Source organism: Mesorhizobium sp. P2_F7 (assembly GCF_056403695.1).
Map to the genome: position 1 here is coordinate 118,219 of NZ_JBFUFA010000006.1, position 18,399 is coordinate 136,617.

At 63.2% G+C, this 18,399-nt stretch carries 16 protein-coding genes; 7 read left to right on the forward strand and 9 right to left on the reverse strand.

Going from position 1 to position 18,399, the window contains the following annotated elements; translation table 11 throughout:
* Positions 1–61: 61 nt before the first annotated feature.
* The 3 genes from AC1DZ8_RS21075 to AC1DZ8_RS21085 form a co-directional block, all read right to left on the reverse strand.
* Positions 62–1,207 carry an ABC transporter ATP-binding protein gene (locus AC1DZ8_RS21075; protein ID WP_477302160.1) on the reverse strand — a complete coding sequence of 382 codons (1,146 nt, stop codon included), beginning with the start codon at positions 1,205–1,207 and terminating at the stop codon, positions 62–64.
* Positions 1,208–1,297: 90 nt separating this feature from the next.
* Positions 1,298–2,248, reverse strand: a complete 951-nt coding sequence (locus AC1DZ8_RS21080; RefSeq protein WP_477302162.1) for a PfkB family carbohydrate kinase — start codon at positions 2,246–2,248, stop codon at positions 1,298–1,300.
* 3 nt (positions 2,249–2,251) lie between these two features.
* Entirely contained in the window at positions 2,252–3,052 is an 801-nt protein-coding gene (locus AC1DZ8_RS21085) for an aldolase (protein WP_477302164.1), read from the reverse strand.
* 162 nt (positions 3,053–3,214) lie between these two features.
* Here AC1DZ8_RS21085 and AC1DZ8_RS21090 point away from each other — a divergent pair, with 162 nt between their 5' ends.
* Complete coding sequence (locus AC1DZ8_RS21090; protein ID WP_477302166.1) at positions 3,215–3,976, forward strand: DeoR/GlpR family DNA-binding transcription regulator; 762 nt, start codon at positions 3,215–3,217, stop codon at positions 3,974–3,976.
* A gap of 266 nt (positions 3,977–4,242) precedes the next feature.
* Positions 4,243–5,391, forward strand: coding sequence for a Gfo/Idh/MocA family protein (locus AC1DZ8_RS21095; protein WP_477302168.1), 1,149 nt, complete (start codon positions 4,243–4,245; stop codon positions 5,389–5,391).
* Positions 5,392–5,394: 3 nt separating this feature from the next.
* On the opposite strand, the gene AC1DZ8_RS21100 is transcribed toward AC1DZ8_RS21095, so the two are convergent.
* On the reverse strand, positions 5,395–6,417 hold the full coding sequence (locus AC1DZ8_RS21100) for a LacI family DNA-binding transcriptional regulator (RefSeq protein ID WP_477401572.1): 1,023 nt from the start codon (positions 6,415–6,417) through the stop codon (positions 5,395–5,397).
* Between the two features lie 220 nt (positions 6,418–6,637).
* Between AC1DZ8_RS21100 and AC1DZ8_RS21105 the strand changes: the two genes are divergently transcribed.
* Positions 6,638–8,023 (forward strand): FAD-binding oxidoreductase, encoded by a 1,386-nt coding sequence (locus tag AC1DZ8_RS21105; RefSeq protein ID WP_477302172.1) that lies wholly within the window; start codon positions 6,638–6,640, stop codon positions 8,021–8,023.
* A 13-nt stretch (positions 8,024–8,036) separates the two neighbouring features.
* Here AC1DZ8_RS21105 and AC1DZ8_RS21110 read toward each other — a convergent pair whose 3' ends face one another.
* Positions 8,037–8,693: a YjbE family putative metal transport protein gene (locus AC1DZ8_RS21110; RefSeq protein WP_477302174.1), complete on the reverse strand. Its 657-nt coding sequence runs from the start codon at positions 8,691–8,693 to the stop codon at positions 8,037–8,039.
* Positions 8,694–8,940: 247 nt separating this feature from the next.
* Between AC1DZ8_RS21110 and AC1DZ8_RS21115 the strand changes: the two genes are divergently transcribed.
* From AC1DZ8_RS21115 to AC1DZ8_RS21125, 3 genes are all read left to right on the forward strand, one after another.
* Positions 8,941–9,582 (forward strand): ThuA domain-containing protein, encoded by a 642-nt coding sequence (locus tag AC1DZ8_RS21115; RefSeq protein ID WP_477302176.1) that lies wholly within the window; start codon positions 8,941–8,943, stop codon positions 9,580–9,582.
* A 139-nt stretch (positions 9,583–9,721) separates the two neighbouring features.
* Positions 9,722–10,831, forward strand: coding sequence for an OmpA family protein (locus AC1DZ8_RS21120; RefSeq protein WP_477302178.1), 1,110 nt, complete (start codon positions 9,722–9,724; stop codon positions 10,829–10,831).
* 40 nt (positions 10,832–10,871) lie between these two features.
* Positions 10,872–12,104, forward strand: a complete 1,233-nt coding sequence (locus AC1DZ8_RS21125) for a caspase family protein (protein ID WP_477302410.1) — start codon at positions 10,872–10,874, stop codon at positions 12,102–12,104.
* A gap of 21 nt (positions 12,105–12,125) precedes the next feature.
* Here AC1DZ8_RS21125 and AC1DZ8_RS21130 read toward each other — a convergent pair whose 3' ends face one another.
* A complete protein-coding gene (locus AC1DZ8_RS21130) occupies positions 12,126–12,689 on the reverse strand; it encodes a DUF6931 family protein (RefSeq protein WP_477302180.1) in 564 nt (187 codons plus the stop codon).
* A 335-nt stretch (positions 12,690–13,024) separates the two neighbouring features.
* On the opposite strand from AC1DZ8_RS21130, the gene AC1DZ8_RS21135 reads away from it, so the two are divergent.
* Positions 13,025–13,561, forward strand: coding sequence for an OmpA family protein (locus AC1DZ8_RS21135; protein WP_477302182.1), 537 nt, complete (start codon positions 13,025–13,027; stop codon positions 13,559–13,561).
* Positions 13,562–13,651: 90 nt separating this feature from the next.
* On the opposite strand, the gene AC1DZ8_RS21140 is transcribed toward AC1DZ8_RS21135, so the two are convergent.
* The 3 genes from AC1DZ8_RS21140 to AC1DZ8_RS21150 all read right to left on the reverse strand — a co-directional run bounded on the left by AC1DZ8_RS21140 (position 13,652) and on the right by AC1DZ8_RS21150 (position 18,396).
* Positions 13,652–15,307 carry a caspase family protein gene (locus AC1DZ8_RS21140; protein ID WP_477302184.1) on the reverse strand — a complete coding sequence of 552 codons (1,656 nt, stop codon included), beginning with the start codon at positions 15,305–15,307 and terminating at the stop codon, positions 13,652–13,654.
* 234 nt (positions 15,308–15,541) lie between these two features.
* Complete coding sequence (locus AC1DZ8_RS21145) at positions 15,542–17,941, reverse strand: peptidoglycan DD-metalloendopeptidase family protein (RefSeq protein WP_477302186.1); 2,400 nt, start codon at positions 17,939–17,941, stop codon at positions 15,542–15,544.
* The gene (locus tag AC1DZ8_RS21150; RefSeq protein ID WP_477302188.1) at positions 17,938–18,396 is read right to left on the reverse strand and encodes a DUF1036 domain-containing protein; all 459 of its coding nucleotides are present in this window, start codon (positions 18,394–18,396) and stop codon (positions 17,938–17,940) included. The genes AC1DZ8_RS21145 and AC1DZ8_RS21150 overlap by 4 nt, the downstream gene beginning before the upstream one ends.
* Positions 18,397–18,399 lie beyond the last annotated feature (3 nt).

Genomic DNA, 18,399 nt, shown 5'->3' on the forward strand with positions numbered 1-18,399 from the left:
AGCCTTTTTTCAAGTCTCTTCCGCAGGCACCTCGCTCCCGCCCGCGGTCTTCCACAGATCTTCAGATCGCCAGGTGCGTTTCGGGATCGAAGAAATGGAACTTGGCATCATCCACGGCCAACCGGATTTCCGAGCCGGAGCGGACGGCGCTGATCGGCTCGAATCTCGCCACCGCGTTCGATGCCAGGCCGAAATCGTCCACCGCGTCCGGATCGCCGGAGTCCACCCGGACCGCGTCGATGTTCAGGTGGACGATCTGTTCGGAGCCGAGTTCTTCGATCGAAGTCACCTTTGCGGGTATCGTCTGATACTTGCGGCCCGATTCGAGGCTGCTGTCATAGAGATCCTCCGGTCGTATCCCGAACACGACCTTGCGCCCCGCATACGACTTCAAACCCGGCCTGCGCACGAAGGCTGCATCCTGCAGCCGAATGGCGAAGGTGCCTGACATCAGTTCGTCGCCCGTCAGGGTCGCCTCGAAAAGGTTCATCGAAGGAGAGCCGATGAAGCCGGCAACGAAGGCGTTCACCGGCGATTCATAGAGCCTCTTGGGTGTGTCGACCTGCTGCAGCACGCCGCCTTTCAACACCGCGACCCTGTCCCCCATCGTCATCGCTTCGATTTGGTCGTGGGTCACGTAAATGGTCGTTACACCGAGCTGCTTTTGCAGGCTGGTGATTTCGGCGCGCATTTGCACACGCAGTTTCGCATCCAGATTGGAAAGGGGTTCGTCCATGAGAAAGGCGGCCGGCTCGCGCACCATGGCGCGGCCCATGGCAACCCGTTGACGCTGTCCGCCTGAAAGGTTCGCGGGTTTGCTGTCCAGCAAAGACGTCAGCTGAAGGGTTTTGGCGATCTCGTCCACGCGCTTCTTGCGCTCGGCCTTGGGCTTGCCTGCCAGCCGCATCGAAAAGGCGATGTTTTCGAACACCGTCATATGCGGGTAGAGGGCGTAGCTCTGGAAGACCATCGCGATGTCGCGGTCCTTGGGCGGCATGTCGACGACGTCGGTACCGCCGATCCGAAGGCTGCCGCTGGTGATGTCCTCCAATCCCGCGATCATCCGCAACGCTGTGGATTTGCCGCAGCCGGAAGGCCCGACGAGAATCAAGAATTCGCCGTCCCTGACCGACAGGTTCAATTGGTCGATTGCGTGAAAATTGTTCCCGTATGTCTTGCAGATATTCTCAAGAACGACTTCTGCCATATTCCTCTCCTCCACAAGTCTAAGCCACTGATTTTTATGGTTGTCCTCGGCTTATGTTCACCTGTGAAATATATCCTCGGATGGTTCGGGCTATGTTCCGGTATCGAGTTGCGCATATTTCAGTTCGACTGCCGACGGCGCGTTCGTCGACGCCAGGAGTTCCGTGACCTGGTCGGCGGTCGGAAGCGCCTCGCGCCCGCCACGCCCCGTTATCGAAAGGGCCGCCGCCGCTGCAGCGAATGCCACCCGCCCGGCCGTATCGGCTCCGCGCGTCAACGCATGGGCATAGGCGCCATGAAAGCAGTCACCCGCGCCGGTCGAGTCGACGACCGCAACCTGGTGCGGGGGCAGGTGCCAGAGAGCTGTCTCTTCACGCCCGCGATAGTAAACGCCCCTCCCACCATCGGTCAGAACCACTGCGGACCGCGACGGCAACCAGAATGCATCGAGCATCTCGGCGGGCGATCGGCACCCCGTGGCAGTCCGCGCAAAGCCAAATGGAAGAATGAGATGGTCGCAGAGCGCGATCAGCCGCTCCGTGCCTGCGCCGCTGCTCCACTCGATATCGCCGAGGATCGCAAGGCCGAGGTCGCGAGCCCGAGCCACGACATCCAACGACCGGATCGCATAGCCATCGACGATCAGGACGGTCGCGCGGCTTAGGATATCGTCCGGAAAGTCCGGCGCGGTGCCCAGCATCGCATCGTCGTCATACGCAATGAAGCGCTCCCCGTCCGAGCCGACGGTGATCCGCGAGCGCACCGGGCGCGCGTCGGGATGGCGCGGCGCGAATGCGGTTTCAATACCGCTCGCCACGAGATCGAGCTGCATGGCGTCGTCCGCGGCACTGCCCAGCCATCCGATGAACCCGGCGCTTCCGCCGAGCCGCGCGACGGCGACCAGCGCCGTCGCGACATTTCCCCCGAAGGCGCGGGTACTTTGCAGAACCTTCCCCTTGCCCGCCGACAACGGCTGATCGACATAGACGATGTCGTCGATCGCAATAGCGCCGAAGCCGAGGATTGAGGGGACGGTGGGCATCGTTCAGGCACCCGCCTTCGCCAGGGCGTCTTGCGCCGAAAGGCCGTCATGGATGACGCCGCGAAAGGCAAGAGCTGCCTTCTCCGGATCGCCATGCCCCCAGAGATTGCGGCCTACCACGGCACCGCGCGCGCCGGCACGGATGGCGTCCGCCGTCTGCTGAAGCGCGCCGAGCAGCGTATCGGTCTTTGGACCACCCGCGATCACAACCGGCACCGGGCAGGTCCGGACGGTCTCGCGGAACGACTCGAAATCGCCCGTGTAGCCGATCTTGATCACGTCGACGCCGGACTCGTAGCCGATGCGCGCCGCATAGGCGATCTCGTCGGGGGTGAAGACGATTTTTGCGCCGTCGGTGAAATCGCGAGGGTAGATATGCGCCACCACGGGCATGCCGTAGCGGGCGGCTGCATTCACCGAATCGGTCAGCCAGCGTATGTATTTGCCCTCGGTCGCGCCGCGCACCGGAATGGCCACGGCCAACGCGTCGGCCCCCGCGCGCACCGCATCCTCGGGCGTTGCGATCAACTCGCTGATGCGATCGTCCGCAGTGAAGCAGCCCGCCTGGATCACCAGGGAAGCTTTGCCCGCATATTGCGGCCACAGATGGCGCGCGGTGCCAGGCTGGATGCTGACATAGTCGGGTTTGCCCGCCATGACGCGTGCGAGCGCACCCGGCAGGTCGGCAAGGCCGCCTTTGCGCACGTCGCCATAGCCGACGAAGTGGTCGACCGCGCCGCCAAAAAGGTGCCCAGATGGATGCGAGAAGAGGCGCGCAAGACGCACTTTGGTTCCTAGGCTCATGAGTTCAAAATTCCCCAATCGTTTGATTTCGAAATCCTGAACCCAGTATTTGCGAAAGAAATAGGAAATTCAATCTTTCGAAACCTTTCGAAGTTGCGTATTTTTGGTAAGGTGGAGCGAAGCCGGGAGCAGTTGCCTGGCGCAGGAGGCAAGGGCAGGACAATGTTGTCGGAGCAGAGACGCCAATCGATCTTGAGTGAAGTGCAGCGCAGCGGACAGGTTCGCACGAAGGACCTGTCGGACGGCTTTGGCGTGTCGGAAGTCACGGTGCGCACCGACCTCGAGATACTGGACCGCAAGGGACTGCTGACCAAGACCCGTGGAGGGGCGGTGACCCGGACCACCGATTCGACCACGGCCGCGTTCGCCCGGCGGATGCAAACGAACCTCGATGCAAAGAAGCGCATCGCCCGGGCGGCGGTAGACCTGTTCGAGGACAACCAATCGGTCATCTTCGACGGCGGCTCGACATTGATGCAGCTTGCCATGCAGTTACCACCGCTCAGCAATGTCGTGGTCGCGGCCACGGCCATGAATATCGTGCAGCATCTTATGCATCGTCCTGGGCTCGACGTTCATATGATCGGCGGCCGGGTCTATCCCGACACGGTGAGCACGCTGATCACAGATGCCGATACGGCTCTCGGCGGCTTGGTAGCGCATCAGGTCTTTGTGGGAGCGCATGCGATAGACTCGTCACTGGATGTGGTCGACGTGAACGAAGACATGGCACGAACGAAGCGAAACCTCGTTCGCATGGCCCGGCGCGTTGTCCTCCTCGCCGATTCGAGCAAATGGGGCGTCAGCGGGACCTCCAAGGCATTTTCGCTGTCGGCCGTCGATGTGGTGATCACCGACGATGGCCTGCCCGGTCCAATACGCAGCCAGCTTGATAAGATCGCGGCCAAGGTGATCTATGCCTGAACCCGTCTCGGTCTCTGACCGCGACGAAAAGATCCAATGCGCGCATGACCCACGGGCATCGTATCGGCGGTCTGCCGTTTTTCATGACAGTCATGTTCTCCTCCTCAGGCTGGCGGCCTCCCAACGCTGCGCCAGAATTATCGCATGCTCTATAAAAATTTTACGCGCGTCAACATTTAAAATCCTGTATAGCGGACTGTGAAGGTGGACTGCTGCAGCCGCGATGGTCCCAAAGCATGCCAATAGCTTCGGAGGAAAAGCTGGAAATGCACGGAAAATCAAAGACAAAGCTCGGCATCGGTGTGATCGGCTGCGGCAACATCTCGATGACCTATCTGCGCAATGCAGCGCTGTTCGGCGGTGTCGAGCTGCGCGCCTGCGCCGACATTTCGGCCGACATGGCTGATCTGCGCGCCAGGGAATATGGCATCCGCGCGCTTGGCGTCGACGCGATACTCGCCGACCCCGACATCGATCTGGTGCTCAACCTGACCATTCCGGCGGCGCATTTCGACATTTCGCTTTCAGCGCTTTCGGCGGGCAAGCATGTCTTCACCGAGAAGCCGCTGGCGACCTCCGCTTCAGACGGTCGGCGTCTTGTTACTGAGGCGGTAAGGCGCGGCCTGCTGATCGGCTCGGCGCCGGATACTTTCCTGGGTGCTGCCGGCCGGCGTGCGCGTCGGCTGATGGATGACGGCGCCATCGGCCGCCCTGTGACCGGCACCGCCTTCATGATGGGACGCGGCATGGAGCACTGGCACCCCAATCCGCAATTCTATTATCAGCCCGGCGGCGGGCCGGTGTTCGACATGGGCCCCTATTACCTGACCATGCTGGTCAATCTGCTCGGTCCGGTCGAGCGCGTCATGGCGATGGCGACGCGTGGCCAGGAAGAGCGGCTGATCACCGCCGAGGGTCCATTCAAGAACACGACCTTCAAGGTCGGCACGCCGACCAACATCCTGTCGCTGCTCGAGTTTCGCTCCGGCGCCACCGTCACCTTCGGCGCGTCCTGGGACGTGTTCAAACACTCCAACCATCCGGTCGAACTGCACGGCACCGAGGGTTCGCTCAGGCTGCCTGATCCCGACACGTTCGGCGGCACGGTCTCGCTGTCGGCGCGCGGCGCCGACTGGGCCGATTTCGCTAGCGAAAGCGAACTTTACGGCGCCCGCAACTGGCCCTATGCCGCGCCCGACCGTGCCAATTACCGCATGCTCGGCGTCGCCGATCTGTCGCGCGCGCTGAACACAGGCAGAAAGCCGCGCGCTTCGGGCGAGCTGGCGCTGCATGTGCTGGAGATCATGGAGGCGATCCTGGCTTCGGGCGAAAGTCGCGGCTCCGTCGCCGTCAACGGCACGGTCGACCAGCCGCCGCTGCTTGGCGAGGAGGAAGCGGCAAGCCTGCTTGCCTGAGGTTCAGGCCGACTGACGCATCACCAAAGCGGCGTCGAGGCTGACCTTCGGCGCGACGCTGGCTGTGTCCTCGTTGAGCAAGGCAAGCAGCGTCTCGACGCTGCGCCCCGCCATGGCGGCAAAATCCTGTGCGATGGTGGTCAAAGCGGGGCAGGTGTAGCGGCTCAGCGGATGGTCGTCATGGGCGGCGACGCGCAGGTCGCAATCGGCCTTGCGGCCGACCCTCTTGCCCTGCGCGAAGGCCGCCGCCATCACGCCGAAGGCCAGGCGGTCATTGGCGCACAGTATGGTCTTGCCCGGCAGGCCGCCAGCTCCAAGCATCTGTTCCATCTGCTCGTAGCCGATGCGCTCGAAATCCCATGTGTAGTCGCTTGTGTTGCCGATCACCACCGGCTGCTGGCCCAGCCGCTGCATGGCGCCGAGATAGCTGTTCAGCCGCTCCGGCGAATTGTGGTTGACGTGCGGGATATCGAAATAGACCGGCGCGTCGCCGGAGCGGCAGAGATAGTCGACGATGGTCGAGACGCTCTGGGCGTTGTTGTTGCCGACGAAGGGTGCGCCGCCTTCGAGATAGGTGTCGAAATAGACGACCGGCATTGTCTGCGTCAGCTTCTCCAGCGTGTGGCGGTCCGAGCGAAAGCCGAGCGGCGCGATCAGCGCGCCGGAGACTTTCAGCGACAGGATGGTGCGCGTCGCCTCGACTTCGAGTTCGCGCGAACCGTGCGAGGAAATGACGACCGGCCAGTAGCCCTCGTCCCGCAGCCTGAGCTCGATGCGGCTGACCATCTCGGAATAGAAGGGATCGGCCACCGTCGGCACGACAATGCCGATGCTGCGGGTACGCTTGCGGTTGAGATTGCGGGCAAACAGATTGGGCTGGTAGTCGGACGTGCGCAGGGCCTCCTCGATGCGCTTGCGCGTCGCCGGTTTGACGCTGGTCGGATCGTCGAAATATTTCGACAACGTCGGCCTGGAGACGCCGCAGGAGCGGGCGAAATCCTCCATCGTCTTGTGCGTCATAGGCATTCAATCCCTCGTCTGGCGGGCGCCAGACCTTCGGTCGTCGCTTGGCCATGGTCGTGTAGCCGGTGCGTCGCCACGCAACCTCAGACGAAATTTACAGGAAACTTCAGTGGTTTCAACGCGTAATGACAAATTATACCGTGCGTAAATTTAATCAATTGACGAGAAAATTGTCCCGCATCAAAGTCTCCACCGCAGCGAGCAAGCGAAACATCCAGGAACCATGACACAACAGATCGATCAGCTTCTTTCCCAGCTTTATCAGCGGCTCGACGCCGCCGTCATTGTCACCGGCGACGCCGTCGATCCGCGCTATGGCGACGATCTCTCCGGCAAGGGCGGAGGCCGGCCCGAACTTGTCTTGCGTCCGCGCAGCGCCGGCGAAGTCGCCGAAATCCTGCGCCTGTGCAGCGGCCTTGGCCAGAAGCTGGTCGTCCATGGCGGCCGCACCGGGCTGGCCGGCGCCGCGCGCGTGCAGCCGGGGGAAACGGTTCTGTCGCTGGAGCGCATGACCGCGGTCGAGGCTATCGACCGCCAGGCGGCAACCATCATCGCAGAAGCCGGCGCGCCGCTGCAACTGGTGCAGGAAGCCGCCGATACGGCGGGCCTGATGTTCGGCGTCGATATCGGCGCGCGCGGCACGGCGACAGTCGGCGGCAACATCGCCACCAATGCCGGCGGCATCCGCGTGCTGCGCTACGGCATGTACCGCGCCCAGGTTCTGGGGCTGGAGGCGGTGCTTGCCGACGGCTCGATCCTGACCTCGCTGCGCGGGCTGGCCAAGGATAATTCGGGATACGATCTCAACCAGCTGTTCATTGGCAGCGAAGGCACGCTGGGCGTGGTCACGCGCGCCTGCCTGCGGCTGCATCCTAAACCTGCCACCGAGGTCGCCGCCTTCTGCGCGCTTGGTTCCCTGGACGCGGCCATTGCGCTGCTCGGGCTGCTCAAGCAGCGACTCGGTCCTTTGCTTTCGGCCTATGAGGTGAATTTCTCGCCGCTCTACGGCGCCATGATTGCCGGCATGTCTGCGCCGGCGCCGCTGCCTGCCGGCGCGCCCGTCTATGTCCTGGCCGAGATCCAGGGCAACCAGGCCGAGCTGGACGGCGAGCGTTTCGCTTCGGTGCTGATGCAGGCCGTCGAGGACGGCATCGTCGACGACGTGGTCGTCTCGCAGTCGCCGCGCGAATTCCGTGCGCTTTGGGACGTACGCGAAGAGGCCAACCGCTTCCTGTTTGCGATCGAAGGCCTGATCGGCGTCGACATCTCCATTCCGCTGACAACGATGGCGGCTTTCCTGCGCGACGCCGAGGCGGCAATCCGCGCTAGGGATGGCAGCGCCGAGATCTACGTCTTCGGCCATCTCGGCGACGGCAATCTGCACTATCAGGTCGACACTAGGGAACCGGCCGCCGCCTATGAGATCATCTATCGCGGCGTGGCCGCATGCGGTGGCTCCGTCTCGGCCGAACACGGCATCGGCCTCGACAAGAAGAAATGGCTGAGCCTCGTGCGCAGCGACGCCGAAATATCAGCCATGCGTCGCCTCAAGGCGGCGTTCGATCCGCACAACATCCTCAATCCCGGGCGGATTTTCGACATCGCTTGATTGCCAGGCAGGACTAGCTCGCTGCTGGCGAAAGCAGCGCGTGGTAGTCGACCGTTCTTACTTGCTCGACGCCGTCCAGCGTCATGTTGCCGGCGACATAGACGATGATCGCGAGACCAAGCCAGCCGATCCAGCGGTATCTGGCAAGCAGCGCCACCACCAGCGTCGAGGCGACCGCCATCAGCACCACCGACAGGATGAGACCGAAGACCAGCGCGTTCATGTCATGGGCGGCGGCACCTGCCACCGCCAGCACATTGTCCAGCGACATCGAGACGTCGGCGACCACGATCTGCAGGATCGCCGTGCGCAACGCCTTGGCCGGCCGCACCGCCGCAAGCGCTGTCGCGGCAGGGTCAGCGTCGGCATCGCTGTGCTCGTCGCCGCCGGCGGAACGCAATTCCTGGAACATGTTCCAGCACACCCAGAACAAAAGCATGCCGCCGACCAGCATGATCCCAGGGATTTCCAGCAGCTGCACCGCGATCACGGCAAAGACGATGCGGATCACCGCGGCCGCGGCTATGCCGGCGACGATCGCCTTCTGGCGCAACGCTTTGGCCAGGCCTGCGGCCGCCATGCCGATCACCACGACATTGTCGCCCGAGAGCACGAGGTTGATGGTGATGACTTCCAGATAGGCGGCGACGGTCGTGTGGGCGAAGCTCATAGGGCGGTCTCCCCAAAAGGCGTTCCGGTTGGTGACGGCGGATCGGACCGATGTCTGCGCAAATACGAAGACAGCTGATTTGAGTGCAGCCCGGCATTGAAACAAGACGCCAGTCGCGGCCAATCGTTCCTCATCCACGGAATTCATCGCCGGATCGCTGGTTTCCGACCAGAAATGCCCCTCATGGAAGGGAAGACAAAAGCGTTCGGCTTGCCTATCAATATTGCCGACCAAAGGAGAGACGGGCATGAGCAAGACGGCATTGATTTTCTGGGGCGGCTGGGAGGGCCACACGCCGGCCCGCAGCGCCGCTGTCGTCGGCGAGATATTGACCGGGCATGGCTTCGAGGTGCGGATCGAACAGGGCACCTCGGTGCTTGCCGATCCGCAGCTTTCGAAAGTCGATCTGATCGTTCCGGTGGTCACCATGTCGACGATCGAGAAACCGGAGCTGCAAAACCTCGTCGCCGCCGTCAGCGGTGGAACCGGCCTTGCCGGCTTCCACGGCACCATGGGCGACAGTTTTCGCAACGAGCCGGCCTATCAGTTCATGACCGGCGGCCAATGGGTCGCCCATCCGGGCGACATCATCGACTATCGTGTCGACATCACCAGCGATGATCCGATCGTGCGGGGTATCGACGGTTTCGCCTACCATTCCGAGCAGTATTACATGCATGTCGACCCGAGCAACGAAGTGCTGGCGACGACGACGTTTGGCGGCGAGCATCTCGACTTCATCGACGGCGTCGTCATGCCCGTTGTCTGGAAGCGCCGCTACGGCAAGGGCCGCGTCTTCTTCAGCGCGCTTGGTCACACGGCGGATGAGTTTTCCGTGCCGCAGATGCGCACCATCTTCGAGCGCGGGGCGTTGTGGGCCAGCCGATAGGTCGAATATCCGTGAGCCGGGTAACGGCCCTATCACGCCTACGCTACTCGCTAACCCCAATCAGATGCTCTATGCTTGCCAAGGTACGGCGCTCGACCCGCCGTGATCGCAACTGAATTATGTTATCGCGGGGGCGTGCATGTTCGGGGTCGTCGAATTCGTTCGGCATGGAAAGTCGTTGTCGCACCGCTGGCGCGTGCCGGCCTTGGTGATTGTGTTGTTCGGGCTGTTGCTGCTTGCGCCGGAAGTGGCGAATGCGAAGCCGAACTGGACGCTCGATCCGGCGAATTCGACACTCACCTATCAATCGGTGAAGAAGAACACCATTGTCGAAACCAACAAGATCCGGAACCTCTCCGGCACGTTGACGGCCGACGGCGCCGCCAAGGTCACGTTCGACCTCAACTCGGTCGACACCGGCATTGATCTTCGCAATGTCCGCATGCGTTTCCTGTTCTTCGAGACTTTCAAATTTCCGACAGCGGAAGTGACGGCGAAAGTCGACCCCGCCGCCTTCGCCGATCTCGCCACCAAGCGGCGCATGAACGCGCAGATCCCGTTCCGCCTCAGCCTGCACGGCGTCGACAAGGACCTTGAGGCCAGTGTCGTGGTCACCATGATCACCGACTCGATGGTGTCGATCGCCTCGGAGGCGCCGGTCGCAGTGCATGTCGAGGATTTTGGCCTGCTGCCCAACATCGAGAAACTCCAGCAGGCGGCCAATGTCAGCAGCATCGTGCCGACGGCCTCGGTGTCTTTCGACTTCGTCTTCACCGCTGACGGCGCCAAGCCGGCGGCGGCGCCTCCCGTTGCGGCCGCAGCCCCGGCTGATGCCGGGCCAGTCGCCACCGATGCCGGCAAGACGTCCTTCAGTGACGATGAATGCCTGAACAGGTTCGAGGTGCTGTCGCGCACCGGCGCCATCTATTTTCGCCCGGCCAGCGCCCGCCTCGACGAAAAGAGCCGCCCGCTGCTGGCCGAGGTGGTCGGCGTCGTCGGCAAATGTCCGAAACTGAAGGTCGAGGTGTCGGGCCATACCGATTCCGACGGCTCGCCGGCGGCCAACAAGACCCTGTCGGAACGGCGCGCCAGGGCGGTCGCCGATGCGATCATCGCGGCTGGTATTCCATCGGCGCAGATTTCGGCTTCCGGCTATGGCGAGGAAAAGCCGGTGGCGCCGAACGATACGCCGAAGAACAAGGCGCTGAACCGGCGGATCGAATTCTCCGCCACGCCGCTCGCCAACTGATCCGGCCCGTTGGCCGAGAAGGAACCCGGTGCGTTTGGATATGATTGCGAGTTGCGGCAATTTCATGCGCGGCATCGGCCTGGCCGTGCTGGCGCTGGTGTTGGGCGTGAGTGCGGCCAGTGCCGAACGCCGCATCGCTTTGGTGCTCGGCAATTCCCACTACCAGAATGCGCCCGTGCTGCCCAATCCGGTGAACGATGCGCAGGCAATGTCCGATCGCCTGAAGGGCCTTGGCTTCGAAATCGTCTCCGGCCTCGACCTCACCAAGGCGCAGACGCAGGAAAAGATCGCGCAATTCGCCAAACAGGTGCGCGGCGCCGATGTCGCGCTGTTCTTCTATGCCGGCCACGGGTTGCAGGTCTCCGGCAGGAACTACCTGCTGCCTGTCGACGCCGCACTGGAGGACGAGACCTCGCTCGACTTCGAAGCCGTACAGGTGGATTTCATCCTGCGGCAGATGTCGCGCGAGACCAGCATCAGGCTGGTGTTCCTCGACGCCTGCCGCGACAACCCGCTCGCCGATGTGCTGGCCAAGGAGACCGGCGGCGACAGCACGGCAAGCAGCGGCCTTGCCGAAATTCCGATCGAGAATGGCGGCGCCGGCACGCTGGTCGCCTTTGCCGCCAGTCCCAACCAGCTGGCCTATGACGGATCGGGCGAGCACTCGCCGTTTTCAGCGGCGCTGCTTGCTCATATCGGCGAGGCCAATGTCTCGATCACCGAAGCGATGAACCGGGTTACCTCAGATGTGTTCAAGGCCACCGCCGGCCGCCAGCGGCCCTGGATCAACGTCTCGCTGACCACCGACGTCGTGCTTCACAAGGTCGATCTCAATGCGCCGCTGATCGTCGGCGATTCCAACGCGGCTGCGCCCGAAGGCGATTCGCAGACGCGCACCGGCGCTGCCACCAACCCGCCGGGCACCGACGCCGGCGAGCAGGCGCTGGAAAAGCTGCGTGAGGAAATTCCGAAGCTGGGCTCGGACGCGCCCGTGCTTTTCGACGTTCCGGTCAACTTTGGCGACCCGGCGATCGACGGCAAGAGCATCGCCCAGCTGATCCAGGGAAAGCCGCACTTCAGTCCGGTCGAAGGCCTGGAAAAGTCGGTCTGGGACAATCAGTGCAGCAACTGCCATCAATGGACCGAGGAACGGCTGTGCGACCAGGCCAAGACCTACGTCACCAATGACGTCTCGGTGTTGCGCCTGCAACATCCGCTCGGCACGCGCTTCAAGGTGGCGCTCGGCAAATGGGCGCAAAACGGCTGCAAATGAAACCGCCGCAAGTCAGAGCAATCAGGCTCTACGCAGCGCTTCGGTTTCGGCAAGATGGATGCCCATTTCGACAAAGGCGGTGAGCACCGAGAAGCGATCCGCCACCGCAACCCGCGCCAGTCCGGCCAGAATGCCGGCGTTGACGGCATGGGCAGCGGCCAGCGGCCGCAGCCTCGACCCGTTGGCCTGATCGGCCGAGCCATTGACATGCCGTTGCACCGCCAGCGCGATCCAGCCGGCAGGGGTTTGCTGCCGCGCCATCGCCGCCTCGGCGACAGCCGCCCGGCGGCTTGCATTGCCGGGTTCGGCGACCCAGTCCTGGACCAGCGCCAGCGTTTCGAGATCCTGCTGCTCGAGCAGCTCGGTCAGGTGGCCCAGGCACTCATGGCCCCACCAGATCGCCGCCCGGTCGGGCAGGAGATAGGCGCAGAAGGTGATCGCTTCCTCGGGGATGCGCCCGACCATCAGCCGGCGGCAGAACTCGAGTGAGGGCTGGTCGGTGGGAACAGCCGTCATATCCTGGGCGACAGCACTGTTTGCGGCAAAGAGATCGCGTGCGGTCTGGAATTGAAGCCCGTTGACCATCGCTGCTGTTGTCCTCCCCCCAAGAGCAGCTATCACTCAACGCGCCTGCGAGCCGCGGGTCAAGCCTGTCGACCGCCACATGTCCATGACGTTGTTCACAGACAAACGCGCCGCGCTTTGGTATATTCCACAGTCAGACCCAGGAATCCGAAAAAAGGCGAAGCCGGCTTTCGGAGAGAGAGAGAGATGCAGGGTCAAACGGAACATGGAGCCTGGCCGTCTTGGTCCGACGGATCGGGCTTTGGTGACATCGGAAGCTCAGAGCAATTCCAGGAAGAAGCGGCTTTCCGTCCGGAATTGCGTCGAAACAATGAGGCAGAGCAGGAGTAACCGTTATGCAGCGGGGCATTTCAGTCTTAGCGTTGGCGGCAGTGTTTTTTTCGACGCACGCCTATGCCGACCCACTTCAGAAATCGGAAGACATTGTGAAGTTTTTTGCCGGCGCGATCGATCACGGCGCGGCGCGCGGGATTTGCGTCGGCACCGAGGATGAGTGCAAGAGCAAGACCGACCAGAAAGATAAGTCGTCGGAGAAGACCGGCCTCGATATGCTGATCAATTTCAGCCTGGATTCGTCCGAGCTCGATGCCAAGGCGCGCAGCGAACTCGACGAGTTCGCCAAGGCGCTGAAGGACGATCGGCTGAGCAAGCTGTCCTTCGTCGTCGAAGGCTATACCGACGCGTCCGGCTCGGCGAACTACAATGAGGGCCTGTCGCAGCGCAGGGCGCAATCGGTGACGGCTTTCCTGGAATCCAACGGCATCGAGTCCACGCGCATCACGGCGGTCGGGCTGGGCGAGGCCAATCCGCGCAACCCCGACCCCTACAATCCCGTCAACCGCCGGGTCGAGATGCGGATCAAGGCGCAGTAGCTTTGCTCGCGGCGTTTTTCGGCCGTTGTTAAACACAAAAGCCGCGTGTCCAAACGGACACGCGGCTTTTGTGTTGTTCGACGTGATCGGTCAGTTCTTGAGCACGCCGCCGACCGCTACACCGGTGCCGAAGATCAGCGCCTTGGTCAGGAAATCATTGTTGTCCTGCGGCGGCGGTTCGTCCTCGCGCACGACCTCGCGGTTGCGCCTTTTCTGCACGAACTGCTGTTGTCCGCGCGGCTTCTGGGCATACTGCTTCCTGCGCGGCTTTTCGGCCACCGGCTTCAGCGTGCGGGCCTTCTGCACCACCTGTTTCTTCGGCTTGTCGACGCCGGCCTGGTCGGCCTCATGCTTGGCGCGCACCGCCTCCATCATCGGATCGGTCTGGATCTCCAGGAACGCCAGCTGCTCACGCGTCAGGAAAGTGGTCGGCGGCAGCCCGTTCTCCTCTTGCCAGTCGCCGATCGCTTGCCGGGTCTTGGCGCCGATGTTGCCGTCGACGCGGCCAAGCTCATTGCCCAGTGCTTCGACGCGCAATTGCAGGTCGATACGGCCCTGGCGGTCGAGACCGATGGCATTCTCCGTCGCCTCGGTGCCGAGCACCTTCTTCATGTCGTCCGAAATGCCGACCGAGGTGCGCACGGCAGAGCCGGGGTTCGCTTCGGCAGCATCAAGCGCTGCGACTTCCCGCTCCTGGGCTTTCGGATCCTTCAGCGCGTCGATGTTCAGCCGCGCCACCGTGGCAAAGCGGCCATTCGGGAACTGTTCGAGATAGGCTTCGTAGAATGGCGCGGTGTTGCGCTTCGAGGCCTCGTCCCACAGCCGCTGCTCGACCTCCCAGGACGGAGGTTCACCAACGACCAGGGCGGGAGCGGCTGCTACCGCGGCGCCGGCTGCGTCGGTGGCTGGCTTTGCCGCAGGCGCTGCCGCCACGACGGGCTTTCCAATGAAGACCTCGCGCCCTAGCGATGCGTTGTGCCAGGGCCGCTGGCGGCCTTGGGTGGTCTCGGTCACTTCGCCGCGCACGCGGGTCAGCGCGCTCTGGATCTCAATACCAGGTTCGGTCAGGTGTCTGGCGAGTGCGGTGGAGTAGGGGCTGTTGACGCCGTTGCCGTCGAAGGCGATGGCGCCCGGATCCGTGGCATAGGCAATCAGGATGCCGCCTGTGCCGACACCTTCCGATTTTGCTTCGATCGGCGCCAGGCCGGAGCCCAGCGAGCGCGTCTTCGGCAGCGAGGCAGCCAGCGTGCGTGCCAGCGGATTGTCGCGGCAGGCATCGAGGATGATGACGCCGACCGCCGGATCGGGCGGCAAGGCTGCCATGAAGTCGTCGATCTGGATGGTGCGGGTCTTGAGATAGGCCGGCGACGTCAGCTCGGCGTCGACCGGGATCAAAAAGTTCTTGCCGTCGACCTGCATGCCGTGGCCGGCATAGAAAATCACGGCCAGGGCGGCATCGTAGGACTGTTCGGTGAATTTGCTTATCAGGCTGTGCATGCCGGCATTGTCCTGGTCGACGCCCTCGATCACCTCGAAGCCGGCATTGCGCAGCGTCGATGCGATGAGATGCGCGTCATTGGCCGGGTTCGGCAGCTCGACGGCATGGACATATTTGCTGTTGCCGATGACCAGCGCGACGCGTTTGGCGCCAGGCTCCCCGGCATCCGGCGCTGCAGCCTGGACGGTGCCAAGCGCGGTCAGCATCAACAGAAAAAATCCGCTCAAAAGGATGGCAAACGCTTTCATAGGATCAGCCCTCCGCCCCAATGGGGCGCGTTATTGATGTCTGCGCATGCTAAATTTCACCAGCGACACTGTCGCTTCTGCCAAAATGGCTCTTGGGCGTATGTGATCCCAACCACAGTTTTGGTTCACGACGGACCCAAAAAAGCTCTCTAAATGCCAGCTAATATACCATTTGCCGGCCTCAAAACCAATCGGCCTGGCGAAAACCGGGGCGGCCACCCGCTGAAACTGCGGCTAGCCAGGCTCAAGGTTGTTCTGGAGCGAGCCGACCAGCGCCGTGATGGCCTGCTTGTATTTTTCGAACTCCGGCGATGTCTGGCGAACCTCCGTCGTCGTCTGCTGGCCTGCATCGGTCGTCGCGGGCGTCGGCAATTTGCGGCCCATTTTCCGCTCTGCCCAGTCGACGACATAGCTGGCGGTCTTGCCGGTGAGGAATGGATTGGCCTGGATGACGGCCGAACCGAGCACCGCGCTCAATTGCGCCGACCCCGGCGCCGCCAGCACCTGATGGGCGCCTTCCATGCCGAGGAAGTGGCAGAGATAGAGCCGGCCGGCGGTGATCTGGTGGCCGCGCGCCTTGAGATAGGCCTCGCCTTCCCTTGCCAGATTGCGCACCATCTCGCGCGAGATGGTGGCGTCGTAGCGCAGCGCCAAAAGGTCGGCGGTCGACAGCGAGCGCGCCAGTTCGGGACGGTAGGTGTTCATCATCCGGATCCAGGTTTTCGAAATGAACTGGCCGGCGCCGGTTGCCGAAGACAGCGGGTTCTTCGCCCGCGCGCTGCCGCCCGATTCGACATGAACGATACGGTCGGTCAGTGTTTCGACGGCGGGATCGCTGGACGTCGCGGCGATCGCGGCGGTCGCTGTGCCCAGCGGATCGATCGCCACACCGCCCTGATAGAGTTCGAAATGCAGATGCGGCCCGGTCGACAGGCCGGTGGTGCCGATATAGCCGATGATGTCGCCGGCCTTCACCTTGGTGCCGACGCCGCTGGCGACGGCGAATTTCGACATATGCGCATAGCGCGTCTCGCGGCCGCCGGCATGCGCGATCTTGACGACATTGCCGTAGCCGCCGCCGTCGCCCTGGAAGATGATCTCGCCATCGAAGGCGGCGGCGATCGGCGTTCCCACAGGGGCTGCCCAGTCGACGCCCTTGTGGATGCGAACCACGCCCAGGATCGGATGCTTGCGCGGCCCGAAGGTCGACGTCATGACGCCGCTGACCGGCGTCACCATGCCGTTGGCCACTGTCAGCGAGCGCACCTGATCGTCGCCCGAGACGCAGGAAAACTGGCCGTCGCTCTGCTGGAAGACGAAACAGTCGAGGCTCTTTTGCGCGCCCTGCACGCCGACATAGAGCACCCGTCCGTCGGTCTCGTTCTTGCCGCGCGGCGTCTGCGAATAGATCAGCACCAGGCGCTGGTCCTCGCTGGCGAAGGCGTCCAGATCCTGTCCGCGCGACAGATACATGATGGCTTCGCCGATGATGCCGCTCGGCACGTTGTTGCGCGCGGCCGTCGAATAGATCGCGTCGAGCAGGCGGTATTGCCGTTTCTGCGTACCTTCGGTCTCGGCACCCGAATAATTGAACAGATCCTCGCGCACCCAGGGGTCGACACCCGACACGAAGGCGCCGGCCGCATTGCGTGTCAGCGTGCCGACAAAGACATTCTTGGCGTAGATCGAGACCTGCATCAGCGACATGGTCGTGGTCTCGCGCGTCGGCCTGAAGCCGCGCATCGCCACGACATAGCCGGGCTTGAGGCCGTCCTTGTCGAACAGCGCCTTCAGCGCTTCGCCGGCAAGCTTTGCGTCCTCGGCGGAAAAATGCGCATCGAGCGCAACGCTGTCCAGGCTGCGGTCGTTGAGGATTTTCACGAACGTGTCCTCGGTCGCCTCGAAGCGCTGGTATTCCGAAGTGACGGTGGCAACGCTGGTGTTGTTCTCGACCGCTGTCTTCTGGAAGGCGGGGAGTGCTGCTTCCCCTTCATCGATGGTCTCGCCCCAGCCGGCTTCGGGGTCATCGGCTGCCGCCGAGGCGCCCGGAGCGGCCTGCGGATCAGGAGCTGGGCCGGGAGACGCCGGGGCTTCGTCCGCGCCGGGCGAGGGCTGAAGATCGTTCTGCAGGTCATTCTGCGGATCGCTGGGTTCGGTCGGCGGCGCGACTGCGGTCTTCCGCTGCGCCTGGAAGAAAGCGAAATCCTCCTGCGTCGACGGGATCGTCGTCATGAATTTTTCGCTGGCGCTGAGCATCACGTCGGACAGGACTTCGATCTCTGGAGAGATGCCGGCCTGGTCGAGCTCCGCCGGGCGTGGCATCGCGCGGCCCTTGGTTGCAGCGCCGGCCTCGGGCGCCAGCGTGATCCACATCGGGTCGCCGGCCAGATCGATGATGGCCGGCACATAGACCGATGCGTCGGCCGGCACGTCGTCCGAGCCTTCGACGGCGTGCAGCTCCTCGTCCTCGTCACCAAACGACCAGTAGTCGGCAGTGAGGTAGAAGCCGGTGGCGATCGCGGCAAGGACGACGGCCCCCAGACCAGCCGCCAGCCCGAGCCAGATCCTGCGCCTGCGCAGCGCGGCCCGCGCCTGCTTCTTTGCCTTGAAGCTGGTGTCGATGCTGTGCGTCACGGCGCGCTTCCGGTCAGGAAGAAGGTCCAGCGCACCTGTTCGAGCGTATCAACTTCGAGAAATTTCGCGGCGATATGGCCGCGTTGCCAGCATTCGGTGATGCCGCGGATCGAAAACCGCCGCCGCTCGATGCACATCTCGGTCGAGCCTGCCAGGATCGCGTGGCCGAAGACATCGGTGGCGTAGATGTAGATGTAGCGGTTTGTCAGCTCCTCACGGATGACGTTGACGCATTGGTTGGCGCCGATGGTCCACCAGCCGTCGGTCTGGTCGGCGTCGTCGACCTTCTGGCCGACGGCAAGATTGACGACGTCGAGCGTCTGGTTGCAGACGGTGAATTCGGCGCGCGCTTGCCCAGTGGACAGAAACGCCAACAAGAGCGTCGCGCCTGCGATCGCAGCAAGCTTCACGCGCGTTCGGGCAAACAGGACGGGATCACGGCGACGGCGTTCCATCGG

Excerpts from the sequence above, each read along its gene's own strand:
- AC1DZ8_RS21075 (WP_477302160.1), bottom strand. The coding sequence starts at position 1,207 with ATGGCAGAAGTCGTTCTTGAGAATATCTGCAAGACATACGGGAACAAT.
- AC1DZ8_RS21080 (WP_477302162.1), bottom strand. The coding sequence starts at position 2,248 with ATGCCCACCGTCCCCTCAATCCTCGGCTTCGGCGCTATTGCGATCGAC.
- AC1DZ8_RS21085 (WP_477302164.1), bottom strand. The coding sequence starts at position 3,052 with ATGAGCCTAGGAACCAAAGTGCGTCTTGCGCGCCTCTTCTCGCATCCA.
- AC1DZ8_RS21090 (WP_477302166.1), top strand. The coding sequence starts at position 3,215 with ATGTTGTCGGAGCAGAGACGCCAATCGATCTTGAGTGAAGTGCAGCGC.
- AC1DZ8_RS21095 (WP_477302168.1), top strand. The coding sequence starts at position 4,243 with ATGCACGGAAAATCAAAGACAAAGCTCGGCATCGGTGTGATCGGCTGC.
- AC1DZ8_RS21100 (WP_477401572.1), bottom strand. The coding sequence starts at position 6,417 with ATGCCTATGACGCACAAGACGATGGAGGATTTCGCCCGCTCCTGCGGC.
- AC1DZ8_RS21105 (WP_477302172.1), top strand. The coding sequence starts at position 6,638 with ATGACACAACAGATCGATCAGCTTCTTTCCCAGCTTTATCAGCGGCTC.
- AC1DZ8_RS21110 (WP_477302174.1), bottom strand. The coding sequence starts at position 8,693 with ATGAGCTTCGCCCACACGACCGTCGCCGCCTATCTGGAAGTCATCACC.
- AC1DZ8_RS21115 (WP_477302176.1), top strand. The coding sequence starts at position 8,941 with ATGAGCAAGACGGCATTGATTTTCTGGGGCGGCTGGGAGGGCCACACG.
- AC1DZ8_RS21120 (WP_477302178.1), top strand. The coding sequence starts at position 9,722 with ATGTTCGGGGTCGTCGAATTCGTTCGGCATGGAAAGTCGTTGTCGCAC.
- AC1DZ8_RS21125 (WP_477302410.1), top strand. The coding sequence starts at position 10,872 with ATGATTGCGAGTTGCGGCAATTTCATGCGCGGCATCGGCCTGGCCGTG.
- AC1DZ8_RS21130 (WP_477302180.1), bottom strand. The coding sequence starts at position 12,689 with ATGGTCAACGGGCTTCAATTCCAGACCGCACGCGATCTCTTTGCCGCA.
- AC1DZ8_RS21135 (WP_477302182.1), top strand. The coding sequence starts at position 13,025 with ATGCAGCGGGGCATTTCAGTCTTAGCGTTGGCGGCAGTGTTTTTTTCG.
- AC1DZ8_RS21140 (WP_477302184.1), bottom strand. The coding sequence starts at position 15,307 with ATGAAAGCGTTTGCCATCCTTTTGAGCGGATTTTTTCTGTTGATGCTG.
- AC1DZ8_RS21150 (WP_477302188.1), bottom strand. The coding sequence starts at position 18,396 with ATGGAACGCCGTCGCCGTGATCCCGTCCTGTTTGCCCGAACGCGCGTG.